The organism is Candidatus Dedyshia acidiphila, assembly GCF_051025295.1.
Classification (GTDB): domain Bacteria; phylum Acidobacteriota; class Terriglobia; order Terriglobales; family Acidobacteriaceae; genus KBS-83.
Map to the genome: position 1 here is coordinate 1 of NZ_JBMGJV010000061.1, position 15,775 is coordinate 15,775.

Annotated in this window: 8 protein-coding genes; 5 read left to right on the forward strand and 3 right to left on the reverse strand. The window is 58.1% G+C overall.

Annotation, left to right across the window (positions count from 1 at the left end):
* Positions 1-186 (forward strand): hypothetical protein (locus tag AC5IJH_RS17440; RefSeq protein WP_491904103.1); only part of this gene is annotated, 186 nt, incomplete at its 5' end.
* Between the two features lie 9 nt (positions 187-195).
* Positions 196-3,006 carry a MobF family relaxase gene (gene mobF, locus AC5IJH_RS17445; protein ID WP_491904104.1) on the forward strand — a complete coding sequence of 937 codons (2,811 nt, stop codon included), beginning with the start codon at positions 196-198 and terminating at the stop codon, positions 3,004-3,006.
* A gap of 206 nt (positions 3,007-3,212) precedes the next feature.
* On the opposite strand, the gene AC5IJH_RS17450 is transcribed toward mobF, so the two are convergent.
* Positions 3,213-6,095 (reverse strand): hypothetical protein, encoded by a 2,883-nt coding sequence (locus AC5IJH_RS17450; protein ID WP_491904105.1) that lies wholly within the window; start codon positions 6,093-6,095, stop codon positions 3,213-3,215.
* Positions 6,085-6,720: a hypothetical protein gene (locus AC5IJH_RS17455; RefSeq protein ID WP_491904106.1), complete on the reverse strand. Its 636-nt coding sequence runs from the start codon at positions 6,718-6,720 to the stop codon at positions 6,085-6,087. Before AC5IJH_RS17455 ends, AC5IJH_RS17450 begins: the two co-directional genes overlap by 11 nt.
* A 702-nt stretch (positions 6,721-7,422) precedes the next feature.
* Here AC5IJH_RS17455 and AC5IJH_RS17460 point away from each other — a divergent pair.
* From AC5IJH_RS17460 to AC5IJH_RS17470, 3 genes are read left to right on the forward strand one after another with little or no spacing between them, the layout of a single operon-like run.
* Positions 7,423-10,725: a tellurite resistance TerB family protein gene (locus AC5IJH_RS17460; protein WP_491904107.1), complete on the forward strand. Its 3,303-nt coding sequence runs from the start codon at positions 7,423-7,425 to the stop codon at positions 10,723-10,725.
* A gap of 2 nt (positions 10,726-10,727) precedes the next feature.
* The gene (locus AC5IJH_RS17465) at positions 10,728-12,023 is read left to right on the forward strand and encodes an ATP-binding protein (protein WP_491904108.1); all 1,296 of its coding nucleotides are present in this window, start codon (positions 10,728-10,730) and stop codon (positions 12,021-12,023) included.
* The gene (locus AC5IJH_RS17470) at positions 11,998-14,274 is read left to right on the forward strand and encodes a DEAD/DEAH box helicase (RefSeq protein ID WP_491904109.1); all 2,277 of its coding nucleotides are present in this window, start codon (positions 11,998-12,000) and stop codon (positions 14,272-14,274) included. The genes AC5IJH_RS17465 and AC5IJH_RS17470 overlap by 26 nt, the downstream gene beginning before the upstream one ends.
* 31 nt (positions 14,275-14,305) lie before the next feature.
* Here AC5IJH_RS17470 and AC5IJH_RS17475 read toward each other — a convergent pair.
* A partial coding sequence (locus tag AC5IJH_RS17475; protein WP_491904110.1) for a DEAD/DEAH box helicase occupies positions 14,306-15,775 on the reverse strand: 1,470 nt, incomplete at its 5' end.

Below are 15,775 nucleotides of genomic sequence, written 5' to 3' on the forward strand. Positions count from 1 at the left end.
GAGATGCGCGCGATCCCGGAGGGTGATCTCTGGTGCGAATCCCTACAAGCCGAAGACGATCGCGACATAACAACCGAGAGCTTGAACGCGCTTGCGATGAGGCCCAACAAGACCGGCCGTCCCGCAGTTTCGCGCGAGCGCGTAGGCGATACGACAGGACCTGCGGCTCACAGCCAGCAACTTTGAGGTTCGTCCATGCTGACCATCTCGAAGCCTTTGAACGCGAGCCAAGCGAGGAGCTATCACGCACTCGAGTTCACGGCAGCAACGCAGAGCTATTACCAAAAGGGTTGCGTTGCCATAGGCGAGTGGCAGGGCCAGCTTGCGGAGCGCTTCGGGTTGGAAGGCGCCGTTACCGCCGAGCAGTTCGCACGGCTGGCGGAAGGTCAGCACCCGCAGACCGGTGCGCAGCTCGTGAAGCATCGTGTCGCTATGGAGTACGCGACCTCGGATGGTGACACAGCTCGATCCGTCGAGCATCGCGCCGGTTGGGACGCGACCTTCTCCGCGCCCAAGTCGGTCTCCTTGACGGCACTTGTGGGTGGCGATGATCGCGTGCGCGAAGCGCACCGGTTCGCGGTCATCACGGCACTTGCCGAGCTCGAGCGATACACGCAAGCTCGCATCGGCGGAAATCACGCGGCGGAGACTACCGGCAAGTTTCTCGCTGCCAAGTTCGAGCACGATACCGCCCGTCCCGTGGACGGCTATGCCGCGCCACAACTTCACACGCATGCAGTGATCTTCAATCTGACGGAACGCGACAACGGCAAAGCCCGTGCGATTCAGCCGCAAGGCTACTTCCAGAGCCAGAGCTTCGCTACGGCCGTCTACCAAGCTGAGCTAACCGTGCAATTGCGCAGGCTTGGCTACGAGATCGAAGCCGGCAAAAGTGGTGCGCCAGAGATCAAAGGCTACTCGCGGGAGTACCTGGACGCATCCAGTCCTCGCTCGCAGCAGATCAAGACGCATCTCGAAATGTCCGGTCGTACCGGCGCGGCGTCTGCGCAGATCGCGGCGCATGCTACTCGAGACGGCAAGCAGATTCTTACGCCGGCGGAGGTGCTCGCTTCGCACAGAGCGCTGGCCGCCGAGCATGGGAACCAAGCGGGGCGCGTCGTGGCGGAAGCTCGCGGACGAGCTCGTATCCAAGCTCACGAGCCGGATGGGATTGCAGCCGCACGACAGGCGGTCAGCTACGCTCGCGCCAGCAACTACGAGCGCGAGGCCGTGGTCGATGAGCGAAAACTCATGCGTGACGCGCTGCGACGGGGTATGGGCGAGGCCAGCTACGGTCAGGTGAGGTCCGAGTTCAAGCGGCGCGCCGAGCAGGGACATTTCCGCGAGATCCGCGGCTCCAAACATGCCACGGGACGTAGCTTCACCACGCCTGAAACAATCGCCCAAGAGCGCGCCAACGTTGCTCACATGCTCAAAGGCCGTGACAGCTTCGAGCCGGTTACTTCAAGCGAAAGGGCGAAGGAGCAGACTGCCGCTTGCCCGCACCTGACCGAGGCGCAGCGCGCCGTGATTGAGGCTGTCCTCACCAACCGCGACAAGGTGCAGGGCATTCAGGGGCTTGCCGGTACCGGCAAAACAACGGCGGTTGCGGCGATCCGGGAAGCGGCGGAGCGGAATGGCTACGCGGTCGAGGGCTTTGCTCCGACCGCTCGCGCCGCAGCGCAGCTACGGGACGCGGGCGTGAGCGCGACCACACTCCAGAGCTTTGTAGCGCGTGGGGCACAACGCCAGTTTTCCAACGATCCCAGCCGTCGACACCTGTACATACTCGACGAATCCAGCCTTGCTAGCACCCAACAGATGAAGGCGTTTCTCGACAAGATTCAGCCGCAGGACCGCGTGCTGCTCATAGGCGACACTGGCCAGCATCAGGGCGTCGAAGCAGGCAAGCCCTTTCAGCAACTCCAGGATGGTGGCCTGCGCACCGCGCAGTTGGACCAGATCATCCGTCAACAGAACCCAGAACTGCGCAAAGCCGTAGAACTACTGGCCAAGGGAGACGCCGGTGCTGGTGTGAGGCTGCTATCCCAGCAGGGGCGCGTGACCGAAGTAGCGAATCCGCAGCAGCGGTACACAGCGATTGCTAAGGCATACGCAGCGAAGGCCGGAGACACAATCATCATCTCTCCTGACAACCGCAGCCGTCAGGAGATTAATCAGGCCGTCCGTTCGGAGCTGCGCTCCAAAGGCCTCATCGCGACTGAAAGTCAGAGGTTCGAAACGCTCAGCCCCCGTTCCGATATCACCGGGGCCGATCGAGCCTGGGCGGTGCGCTACCAGCCCGGAAATGTCATCCAGTACACGACCGGCAGCAAGGAGCTCGGGATTGAGCGCGGCAGCTCAGCCAAGATCCTTTCGACCAACCCCAAAGAGAACACGTTGACTGTCGAGCACGGTGATGGTCAGGCTGTGACCTACAACCCTCAGCGCTTACGTGGAGTGAATGTCTTCGAGACCACCGAACGGGAGTTCTCGATAGGCGACCGGCTGCAATTCACCGCGCCCTCGAAGGACCTCGGTGTCGTGCGCCGGGAGCTGGGCACGATCACCGAGTTACGTGAGGCGAGCATGACGGTACGGATGGACGGCAAGGGCGGTCTTACCGTGAGCTTCAATCCAAGAGACTTCCGGTCCATCGACCACGGCTACGTCCTAACCTCTCACAGCGCGCAGGGGCTCACGTCCGGTCGCACCCTAATCAACATCGACGTGGACGGTCCGCACGAACTTGTGAATCAACGCTTGGCTTACGTCGCCGTGTCCCGCGCGGTTCACGAAGTGCACATCTTCACGAACCACGCTGACCGGCTTGCTGCATGTCTCAGCCAGGACAACAGCAAAACTTCCGCCGTCGAGTTCTGGCCCCCAGCCCAGACTAGGAACAGCGATGAACTCACGCGCGTCCACAACCAGTCAGGAATGGAGCGAACTCACCCAACTCAGCGGCAGCCCAGTCCGGGCTTCAGTCGGGCACTCGGATTCTGAATGAGGACTTCCTGGAACTTGCGGCTCTCAGGTTGGTTTGACGGGCTGGCCAAGTCCTCGAGCGACTTTTCGAAGCCGGTCGTGTCGATGAGTGCTTCGGCGATTTGTTACCAAGTGAGGGGCTAAGGTCACGCTCTGCATCGATTAGCGATCGCTGATTGCACGACGAAAGACGACGCGTTGATTGTACGTTGGTGGATGGGTGACTATACCCCGTCCGGCGTCAACAGCCGTCGATATCCTCGGAACCCGCGCGCCGCTAGAAGATTGATCATTGCTGTTGCCTCCGCTCTTGCGTTGTCACCATTGTTTAACGCAGTCTCCAAGATGCTGTCCAAATGCTGACTCCAGCCGTGGATCGACCAGCCGTCCCGGTCTTCTTTAAGAAGTACATTGGCGACGCGAACAGCCTGGTAGGGATATTTCTTCGCCAGTTCGGAGAAAGTTTTGACGACTGCGAAGTCAGGCCGCAGCGTGCGCTGCACCTCTAGGATCTGCATTGCTTGACCAACTGCCCACTCTTCTGGAAATTTCCCGCTGTCCAGCCACCACCCGAAAGTTTCAAGCTCCTTTGCCTCGTCGCGGGAATCGTTCTTAAGCAGGAAAATTCGGCTGTCCAAAAGAGCTATTAACCGATCCTTTATCGGTTCGCTGAGGGGAGTGTCATCTTTGCCAATACTCCACCCGATATCGCCAAGGGCCTGCGCGCGCAATGCAGGACTCGCGAGAGCGAAGAATTGCGTCAACAATGGATCATCCAGCTCGATTTCGCAGTGAGCGTAATACTGCACTAAATGGCTCGCGAGTGTCCGCTCCACCTCGTCAATCTCTGTCGAACTCTTCGACAATGACTTGATTGCAGCCGCATAACGATTCCGCATGGCGGGCAGCATAGAAAGTGCAAGGCCACCATATCGGAGGTACGCACTCCAGGCAAACCGATCCTGCGTCTTCTCCACTGGCAACTTTCCGGTCTTGCCAGGAAACAGCTTAGGAACAACCGAGGTGAACCACTCGTGATCGAGCCATGCAAGAGTTCGGAATTGCATGCCGAACATTTCACGTACCGCCACCGATGGCTCTTCGACGGAATTCAGCTTCTGTTCCAATACGGCAAGTGTTGGGCCGAGTCGCTCTCGCGTGAACTCTGCTTCTGGCGTGCAGAGCTTCAGCCATCGCCCATAACGAATCATCGCTTCCACGCCAACTGGCCGTGGCGTGTTTAGAGCAAACGAGGCATACCGGCTGGATTCTTTCTTGTAGGGGGCCTCTTCTTCCTCAGTTGGGTGCGGCAAATAGCACATCGCGCGAACTACCGGGAACAGTTCGTCTGCACGCTTGAGGTCGAGCCGCTCAGTCTTGAGCATTAGCTCTGTCATGTATCGGGCAGCAGACATATGAGCCCAGTTCCATGTGGGTCGATGCCAACCACCATCCTCTCCGGCGGTTGTGATGGCGTCGGTAGATTCTGCAACCCACTTCGAGGCTCGTGCCACCGCATACTCATCGAAATCGATCTTGTCGCGAAGAAGAGACTGGAACGCATCAAGCATTGAGGTCAGATAAATGGGGTCGAGTTCCGTCGTCAGGAATTGATCGATCACCTCCGACGCTCGTTGTGGGTTGTCCGTAACCCATTGGGCGAGAGTCCCGCCCAGTCCCGAGCGCGATGGACGATCAAATGGGATGCCGGTACTCGGTGGCATCCAGATCCGTAGGTACTCGACGAGATCACCGACCTCCATTGCCTTGAATCCATCAAGATCCAAAGGGCTGTGCTCCTGTACGGCAAAAGCTCCAGAGGTGTGGAAGGGACGCTCTGCGGGTGGATTGTATTTTGCCAGCAGCTTATCGAGTTGAGCCTTATGCTCCTCGTCCAGCACTGCCCCGAGTGGGTGAAGCCAATCCAGCCTCCACTGATCCACGATAGTAGCCGCAACAGATTGTCGATCTTCCGGAGCAACACGATGCGTCAAGTGGTATTCATAAGAAGCTGGATCGGGGCCTTCATCGATTCGGCTCAAGATTGCTTTCAGCACTTCGGGAGCCAATTCGTTGGCCTTGGCGGTGAGCAATTCCACGAACTCCGGGTTGCTCGAACGACGCTTGAACTTGCTCGCATCGGTAACGTATGTCCCGAGGAGTTTCTGATCGATGTTCCGAGCAATCTTCAACGTGAATGCACTCAAACGGTCGAAGATTGGCCAGTCGTATCGACCCAACTCAGCAAGAATCAGTGCCTCCGTTCCCGGGGCTTCAGAAACCACGACCTTGATCACGTCGGTCATTGCGCTCACAGCTTCATCTAATGTGCCGTAATGAGAGCCATGCTCAATGGACTGCCTCCATATCGTGGAGTAGTCATCGGACTTGTCCTCATGATTGCTGTTATGAATCGACACCGCTTCATTAAGGTTGGAAGCGAGGTCTTTCAGCAGAAATTGGGACGCGGCTAACGCCAGCGTGGGAATGACCTTATGGCGGAACACCTCAGACCACACTGGTTCCATTCGCCCCGCAGGCTCGGGAGAAGGGCGGTATGTGTACGTGGTCCCATCTTCAAGTTCGATCGGTTTCCCTCCATCCTTGAGTTTCGGAGCCCACACTTGAAACAGCACTCGACTTAGGCGCAAGGCACTGTCCGTCTCTCCTTGCTCAACGAGGTGGAGGACAAGAGCCGCAGCTTTCTGCGGATACAACGTGAAAGTTGACCGCTGCTTTGCAAGCCATTCGACTTCACGCGCTGCAATTGCTTTCGCGGCTTGACCAGGTAGAACGGTGGCTATCTCTAGCAGTAGAGTATGAACGATCGGATTGTCCGAGTTGTAGCAGTCCGCTCCAATCGCATTTGCGACTTCTTCAGGTGCAGCGCCAGCCATACGCAAGAGGTACTGTCCCTCCGGCCAAGGAGGGATACGGTACGTCTCTTCCGACACACGCTCTAGCGCTGGCGGATGATTGAACCGTCCCCGCTCCGCAAGGGGAGCAATCCAACTAGGGCTGCTGAGTTGGCCGAAGAAATATTCGTAATTGCCGCCACCCCTTTGGATGAGTTCGATGGCCTTATCCACTTGCGCTTTAGTTGGCATGGTCAGCCTCGAGAAGCAGAGCGTCGATTTCGTCCAGATCGCTCACCGGCGGAGGCTGCATACGCCTCAGCAAGATGTCCTCTATCAGAAACAGCTTACCGATGAACTCGTCCTGCTTTGCTTTGTGTTTGTTGTGGGCAACGGCTTTGAAATACTCATCGGCCTTCATCCACCCTGAAATTTCGTTCGCTACAACGTCCGACGGCAGCGCCGGACCCGGCCCCGAAAGTTGCGTCAGCATCATTGCGGTCTTTTTCCTGGCTTCCGGACGGTTGCTTTCTTGCCAATCGAAGAATGACTCCAACGCCACCAAAAGATCTTCGGACAACCCGACGACGTTTGTCGTTGGATCGGCTCCGAGTAAGCTTGTCCGTTTCCACTCCTGGTACGCTTCTTTGACGGGCTTGAGGCGTGATTTCATACCGTCTCCATACACGACAGTTTCGCCCGTTAACTGAGCGCAGTGGGCAATCAGCTCGCGAAACGCATGGGCTGCAAGATGGAAACGATAGGGATTCTCTTCATCTGCAAAAGAGCGTAGGCCGCCGTAATACATGTCCGCGATTGGCGTGCTCTTTCGCTTCAGTTGTTCGATCAAGAACCCTTGTTCTTCGCGCAAAAACATGCAGTCCTCACGTGCTACAACTAACCTGCGAGATGATGACTCCATGATACGTGGCGACCAAACTCGACTGGTGCCAACAGGCAAACTCGCTCATTAAACTTGATACGGGTGATGACCAACCGTAAAGGAGACGGCTCCGCTGGGCGTAGCGAAGACGGAAGCCCCTGTGCGAGACTCCCGGTCCGAATCTAAGCTGCGACCTTGTTCTTGGGTTCTTTGCGCTTTTTAGTCTGCCCGTTCTGGTTCGGCTTTGAGGCTCTTTGGATCGGCCTTAGCTTTTTCGATCTCCTCAGGGCCGCGATGCCGCTACGGGTGGCAGCGGGAGGAATGCGGTCTCCGCTTCTGCGAGGAAGCCGAAGTAGCCATCCCGTGGGAATGCCAGGGTGTCCGGCCCGGGCAATACGGAATCGCTGAGCTGCGATCATGAAGACGCTCTCAAAGCAGAAGAACGCTCAACAAACGTCAGAGGACATCACCGTGGTGGGGGCAGCCTCATCAGTTCTCGACAGAAGTCACTAACGGTCAAGATGACAATTGTCATGTCGGGACAGTCACTTAGACAGAGCTTCACTTGAGCCAGCCGATGCGCGTGAGCAGTTGTAGTGTCGGTGTCGAAGCCCGGCCGCTTTTACACTACTCTATATGGAAATGATCCGAACCGAACCGTCATACTAGGTTCACCTCCCCTACACAGGAATACTCATGCTTTGGCTACTCGCACCAGGTGTGCTGGTTCTGATTTTGGTGCTCTACTCGGTATCCCCCGCGAAGAAGGCGACACGGCTGGTCAAGACTGCGGCCGACGCAGTCGAAGGACTCCAGGCGGGAATAGACGCCTGCCGCGAAGGATGCCGGTCCGAGGTCACCGCTGCTGCGGAAGCCCACGGAGACGACATCCAGCTCATCCGTTTGCAAGCCGTCTCCGTGGAGGAATTGAAGAAGTACGCTGCCGGCCTCCGGCTGCAACCACTTCGTGACGTCGGCGTTAGCAATATAGCGGATCTGCAGAGCTGGAGCCAAGGTCGACTGGAAGGCCTGCGCGGCATCGGACCGAAGTCTGCGGCAACGATTCCGGGCATCGTTCAACGAATCTCCTCCGAGATGAGAGCCCAACCCATCGCGGACCCCGAGCCGCCGTTTCTTAGGGACAAGGAACAGGGGCTGGTCTTGTCCATCTACCGGGAACTTGAGTGTGGCCACCTACTTGCGAAGATGCCGCCCGAATTCGAGAAGCTCCGGAGCGACACGAACGAAACTTGGGAACAGGCGCGAACAAAGACACGCTTATTTCGTTGGATCTGGAGCTTCGGTAACAGCGAAGAAATCTGTACCGCGATCAAGGCAGCACAGGAGACTGCACGCTCGTACGAGAAAGGAAATGACGCCGACACCGTGTGCGAGCAGGTGAGAGCATTGCTCTCCCAATGTCGTTCGGTGCGCTCCAGTCGCATCGAGACCTCAGCTCTGACCGAAGTGTACAACGCGCATTGGGATGATTTCGACGTTGTGCTCGGAAGAAGCATAGGGAACAAAGGTCGCGTGAGGCGAACACCACCGGTTAGATTACGGCCAGAAGCCCCGCTGACCAACGCTCCGCCGCCGCAGACTTCGGCGTCGAGCCCGGGGCACCAAAGCCGCTTGCAAGTTGGTCCGGAACTCATCCGAAAGAATCTTGACGACACAACGACCGTGCAAGATATCGAGCTTACGCATTCCGGAGATCATTTGAATCAAGAAGGAGCCAGCTCGGTGGTTATAACAAATGCTTCCGCGGGCTCGCTCGACGATTCGAAGCAACAGGCACGAGAGCAACTCCAGAAATACATTGACTCCATCGCACCGGCGAAGTTCAGCGGGGAGAAGCCCTCGGGCGATCACGGCCTCACTCCCTTCCGTATCGGCGTGGAGACGGCGGTCTCAGCGTTTGCGATACCAACGCGAGCGAGCGGCAGCTCCAGGAAGGCCGAGCGCTGGGTCGCTAAGAATAATGCAGTTGTGGTTCAGGGTGTAACGATTTCCAGGGGCATGATCTTTGTGAGCGACGAGGCTTACGAGCCTGCACCGGGAGTGATCTATCCTTCGCTGGACGTGCGGGCCGAAAACGATCAGCCCAGCGGCGCGGACATGCATTGGCAGGGCTACGCGGGCCTTACGCCGGTGCAGCGTTACCAGTATCTGCATTGGCTTGCGGATGGGGCTCGCTCGAAGGACTTTCCTCATTTTGCGGTCTTCTATTTCCATGGCCTTGAGCGTCGTTTGGTCCAGATCGCCGAAGGTGGAAACGTCTCGTCATCCGACCAAAACGACGTGCTGGAGGAAGTACGAAGGATCACCGCTGAGTTCTCCGAGTTCAACATTCCCGTGTCGTTCTACTCGGATCGCCTTCTTTCTTTCTTTGAGCTTCGCGAGCTGCGTTCTGACGCCCCAGTAGACCTCGATGCCCCCCTGCACCGCTCCCATGAATTGCCGTGGAGACTCGTGTATGATCTGGCGCGCCTCGCAGCAGATCAAAGGCCTGTACCTCCCGCACTTGCTCTTCGCTGGTTGAAATTGGACCCGAACTACTATCCCCGGACTCCGGTGACACGTTGTCCCGAGCAGTTCGACAGGCTCTTCCTGTCCATGTACGTCCAAAAGTTTGGCGAGGGCATATTGCTTCCCGCTCGTGGCAAGACGCTCACCTTCCGATACGACCCCTCGAACTACCACCTGCGAAGCAAGGAGCTCGAACTGACCTTCGAGGCACTCCCGGATGTCCGCGAATGGGTAAACATCCGGAGCGAGGTGGCAGCTCTCGCCAATGAGGCGACTGGCAAGATCGATGCCTACAGCAGGTTCTGCGGCCGGTCGCCGCACAAGGCGAACACAGTCCAGGCTTGTCTGCTCCTGCCCGGCGAAGCTTGGCCAGAGACGGCGCGAGCAAAGCTGGAACATCTAAGAAGCTTGGCCACGGGCTTTGCGTCGACCGAGTGGAGTCTATTCCTTGAACAACTCGGCACTGCGGAGCCGTTCCCCTCGAACCAGCTGCAGGAAATCGCGCGCGGTTTGCAGACGATGGGCTTGGGAATCGAGCCAGATCTTCTGGAGGGGTCGCGCAGGCCGAAGGCGGGCGAACTCTGCACGTTATTTCATCTCACGGCTAACGAAGAACCGGCCCGTAGCACGGATGCTGCGTACCGCAACGCATCTGTTGCAGTCTCTCTCATGGCATGTGTTGCCGCAGCCGACGGTCACGCGAGCGACACCGAGGAGGCCACCGCCGGGAACATCATCTCTTCTTGGACCCACCTGCACCGTGACCATCAAACGCGGTTACAAGCTATCTATCGCCACCAGACGCAGCAACCTGCTCGCCTTTCCAATCTCAAGAGCCGGATGCTCTCAATGCCGCAAAACGACAGGGCTGAACTTCTTGGCATTCTTGCGCAGATGGTGACCTCGGACGACGTCGTGAGTGCTGCTGAAGTCAAGTTCCTGGAGCAGGTCTACACCATGCTGGGGGTCGATCAGGGACAGCTCTACACCGCGCTCCACAAGGGGAATAGTACGGTGGCGCGGGAATCGGTCGGCACCGGTATGTCGCCACGCCGTGATCCGTCCCCCAACGGTTTTACATTGGACCTGGGACGCATTGAGCGCCTGAAGGCTGAGAGCGCGCAAGTATCGCAGCTTCTGGCTGAAGTCTTTCAGGATGAGGAACCCGTTACTTCGATTGCGATGATTCCCGAAGCAGATTTGATGGAAGCTGTAACGAAGCCTAATGAGGCGGCTGCGCCAGTGACTTGGCCTGAACTCGGCGCAGCCGAAACCGAGTTCCTTGCGTTGCTTCTAACCAAATCCGCGTGGACTAGGCAGGAGCTCGCTGCAGCGGCTGCCGAGCGAACGATCATGCTCGACGGAACGCTGGAGGTCATCAATGATGCCTCCGTTGATGTCCTGGGCGAAGCCTTGCTTGACGGGCATGATCCAATCTATGTACAAACCACGCTCCTGGAGAACACCTGACTATGCCACCGGTACGTCCTCGTGACCGCGACTCAGTTCTGCAATCGCTTCGTGCCGGAGTGGTGCCTCGCCAGGGACAGCATCTGATCCAGGTCGGGCGCGTCCAGGAGATCCGGGCGCTCATGGAAGATATCGATCGTATTGCGGACGGTGGCTCGACATTCCGGCTCGTCATCGGCGAGTACGGGGCCGGCAAGACGTTTTTCGTGAATCTGGTACGTTCCATTGCCCTTGAGAAGAAGCTTGTCACCATGCATACCGACCTCAATCCCGATCGGCGCTTGCACGCGTCTGGTGGGCAAGCGAGATCGCTTTATGCGGAACTCACCCGCAACATGGCGACACGCACCAAGCCAGAAGGTGGCGCTCTCGCCGGGATCCTTGAGAAGTTCATCGGAAGTGCACGAACTATCGCGGAACAATCGGGCGCAAGCGTCGAACGAGTTGTCCGCCAACAGGTACAGCCCCTGACCGAGATGGTCAATGGATATGACTTCGCCGAAATAGTACTTGCCTATTGGCGCGGCCACGAAGAAAGCAACGAGCAGCTGCGGGCAGATGCCGTGCGGTGGCTACGCGGAGAGTTCACGACCCGCACAGACGCGCGCGCTGCGCTGGGCGTGCGTTCCATCGTGGATGACTCGACGGTGTACGACCAATTGAAACTACTGGCTCGTTTCGTGCGGCTGTCCGGCTACGGCGGTTTGTTGGTCTGCCTCGACGAAATGGTCAACCTGTACAAGCTGGCCAACACGCAGGCTCGCACATCGAACTACGAGCAGATCCTCCGAATCCTCAACGACTCGTTGCAAGGATCTGCCGAAGGCTTGGGATTTGTTCTGGGAGGTACTCCTGAGTTCCTCTTTGACACGAGGCGTGGACTCTACAGCTACACGGCCCTTCAGTCACGGTTATCGCAGAACACGTTTGCGCAAGGCAGTCTGACTGACCTCTCGGGGCCAGTGGTTCGGTTGACCGCACTAACCCAAGAAGATTTTTACGTGCTGCTGCACAAGCTGCGGGATGTCTTCGCCTTCGGCGATCCGCTAAGGTACACGCTTCCCGAAGAAGGTATCCCGGCGTTCATGCAATACGTGAGCCAGAGGCTTGGTGCGGAGTACTTCCGCACGCCACGCACGACCATCACCTCGTTCATCGATCTGCTCAGTGTCCTTGAAAGCAATCCGGGAGCGGAGTGGCAGAGCCTGCTCGGCGGGATCACCGTGCAAGCCGATCGTGGTGGCGATGAAGACAACGCCCTGGAGCCCGAGGATGATCTCGTCAGCTTCAAGCTCTAAGACAGTCTCTTTTCATCTTCTCGATTCCCGTATCCAGCACTGGATCTGGCAACGCGGGTGGAAGAGCCTCCGTGCCGTCCAAGAGCTCGCGACACCACCACTGCTCAAGGGTGAGCAGGATGTCATCCTTGCAGCGGCCACGTCCGCGGGCAAGACTGAGGCCGCCTTCTTTCCCATCCTTACGCGGCTCCTCAACGGCGGCGAGACGTCAGGCTTTGTGCTGTCCATCAGTCCGCTCAAGGCTCTAATCAACGATCAGGCGGACCGACTGACAGACCTTTGCGAGACGCTCGACCTTCCAGTGCTGGGTTGGCACGGCGATGTCTCGCAGTCGCGAAAGCAGAAGTTCCTGAAGAATCCACGGGGGGTGCTCATCATCACTCCTGAGTCGCTTGAGTCCCTCTTCGTGAACAAGGGCACGATGATGCCGGCCTTCGCAGGCGCGATCGTCCATATCGTGGTCGACGAGTTGCACTCGTTCTTGGAAGCGGAGCGCGGCAAGCAGGTACAGTCCCTCATGCATCGCCTGGAAGTGGCTGCGGGCCGGCGCATACCCCGTGCCGGATTGTCGGCGACCCTGGGCGATAAAGCCCTTGCGGCGGCCTTTCTGCGACCGGGGCTTAGCAACAACGTCTTTACTGTCGATGCCGGTGGTGAAGGCTACGAGATGAAGCTTGCCGTCAAAGGCTACGTCGACGGGCAAGTTGTCGAGGAACAATCCTGGTCGGAGGAGCCAACAACGGGCACAAATGAGCAGCCAGAGAAGCAGATGACAAGCACCGCGGAGCTGGCGATCGCCGACTACCTGTACACGCACCTTCGCGGATCGAATCACCTGATTTTTCCCAATAGCCGAGCGAAGGTCGAGAAGTACGCGGATCGACTCCGTCATCGTTCCGAACGAGAAGGCGTGCGGAATGAATTTTGGACGCACCATGGCAGCTTGTCGCGCGAACTGCGCGAGGAGTCGGAGACCGCGCTCAAAGGCGGTACCGCCTCGGCATCTGCGATCTGCACCACCACGCTTGAGCTCGGCATCGATATCGGGAATATCAAGAGCATCGCCCAGATCGGGCCGCCTCCGTCCGTTGCGAGTCTTCGTCAACGACTTGGCAGGTCAGGAAGACGGGCGGGTGAGCCAGCCATCCTGCGGTGCTTCTGTATCGAGAAGCCACTTACTCCCGACTCTCCTCTTTCGGATCGTATCCGCGAGGGCTTAGTGCAGACCGTAGCGATGGTGCGGCTGCTGATGCGCCCTTGGGTCGAACCACCAAGGTTGACGGCGATTTACGCTTCGACATTCGTGCAACAGGCACTGTCCGTGATTGCAGAGCGTGGGGGCGCCACAGCTGCGGAACTCTGGAAGGTCCTTGTTCAGAGTGGAACCTTTGACCGGATGTCGCGGGAGATGTTCACCGATATCTTGCGAGGTCTCGGGGAACGCGACCTGCTACAGCAGGAAAACACGGGACTGCTTCTTCCGGGCATTTTGGGGGAGAAGCTCATCAATCACTACGACTTTTACAGCGCCTTCTCGTCACCTGACGAGTTCCGGCTGGTCGCTGGAGATCGCATCCTTGGTTCCTTGCCCGTGACACGCCCCCTCACCGTCGGGGAGCGGATGATCTTTGGGGGAAGACGCTGGCAAGTGCGCGAAGTCGATACGGAACATAAAGTGATCTATGTTTCGTCCGACCGTGGCGGCGCTCCGCCTGCATTTGAATCCAACGGCGGGGATGTGCACGACGCCATTCGGCAGGAGATGAAAGTCGTCCTTGGCGAAACCAGTGAGCTCCCCTACCTCGACGCTTCGGCCAAGGGATTGCTCTATGAGGCCCGAAGGACGTATGAAGACCTTCGGCTGTCGAATCGACAGTTCTTCCGGGATGGTAAGAACTCCTTGCTGTTTACATGGATGGGTGACGCGGTAAATAGCACGCTCGCATTGATGCTGTCGCGACGGGGCTTGGAATGCACGAATGAGGGCGTCGCCTTGGCTATATCTACCGACATGGAAGATAGCCGCTTAGTGACCGAACTGAGCTCCATCGCGGAGGAAGCTGTACCTTCCCCGGGTGATCTCGGTATCGCAGCAGAAATGGCCGCAGTGCAGAAGTGGGATTGGGCTTTATCTAAGCCAACCTGTGTCGAGTCATTTACGTCCGCGCGGCTAGATCTTGCGGGTGCCAAAGTACTCGCGACTCAGATGGTTCAACGGTACCATTCAAGCCTGCAAGATGAGTCGATCTGACAGGGAGGGGACGCAGACATTGTCATACTTTTCAGCCATGAGTTACCTGTCTATCCGTCTCACTCGGCTGTTCGGCCAGTCCCATAATTTGAGCCAATTCGACATAGCGGCATAGCGCATTGGCAAGCTGCATCTGGCGCGGGCTGCGGCACTCTGGCCGCAAGAGCAGCGGACTGCCGACTAGGATCACCATACCCCTTGCCCGCGAGGTCGCGACATTCAGGCGATTGAGACTGTACAGAAATTCCATACCGCGAGGAGCATCCTCGGGCGAAGACGTCGTGAGGGAGTAGATGACGATCGGCGCTTCCTGTCCCTGGAATTTATCGACAGTGCCAATCCGGGCCTGCGGCATCCGCGTGAGCAGATCCGAGACTTGTGCGTTGTACGGAGCGACGATCAGGATGTCGGTGGTCCTCAGTGGGCGGCTTTGGCGCTGATCATCCTCCCACATAACACCAGGCTGCAGGAGCGAATCGACAAGCGCGGCGATCTGCTCAACCTCTTCCGCTGCCGAATTCTGATTACCGTGGTGCTCGACCGCCACGAACCAGAGTTTGGAATCGCTCAGCCATGGATGCCCCGTGATGGCCTGACGTTCGAGCCCGTCACGTGCAAACAAGCGCCCCTCGTAAAACACCTCGGAGGTAAAGTTGCACACGTCAGGGTGTAGGCGCCACGTACGTTCCAGGAACAGACCTTTATCGGGTGCGATGGTCTTGGCCCCTCTCAGGAGGTGTTCCAGCGCCGATACTTCCGCGCCATCGGGGTGACTGCCTTTTTGCGGCTGATCGAGCTGCTGGGGATCTCCGAGCAGCACAAGGTTCCTCGCTGCTTGCGCGACAGCAAGCACGTTCGCTAAGGACATCTGTCCTGCCTCATCTACGAAGAGCACATCCACCGCCTCAAAATAATCCGCACGTGACCACAGCCAGGACGTACCTGCAACGAGCTGGGTCCCGGCTCTGAGTGCTGCAAGCGGACTGGCATTGTCGGTTGCAAAGGTAATGCCGGCTACCGGCAGGGCCGGCACGTCTTCCTCTTTGACCTTCTGAATGCAGGTAAGTCCCTCGATACCGCATTCGCGCGATGCCTCCAGGACTTTGTCCAAGAGATGGCGGATCACTTTATGGCTCATGCCCGTGACGCCAACTTTCTTGCCCTGCCGTATGAGTTCACAGATCATGCGTGCGCCGGCATGAGTTTTTCCGCTACCGGGAGGGCCCTGAATAGGCAGAACCGACTCGTTCAGGAGCATGGCGATCCTCTTCGCAGCTGCCACTGTCTCCTCGCCTTCGGCGAGAGCGACCGTCGTGCCGTCTGCAAGGCGCGGCGGAATGCGCAGCAACAGATCACGAGCCGCGCGGTAACGGCCTCGTGCGTTCACGCTATCGAACAGCACCCAGTCCGCGAGCCGATAGAGCGCGTCAGCCTGCTCCTCACAACTTGGCCCTGTCTTGTCGACGAACACCGCGCTCGGATGTACTTCCGCAGTTTTTTT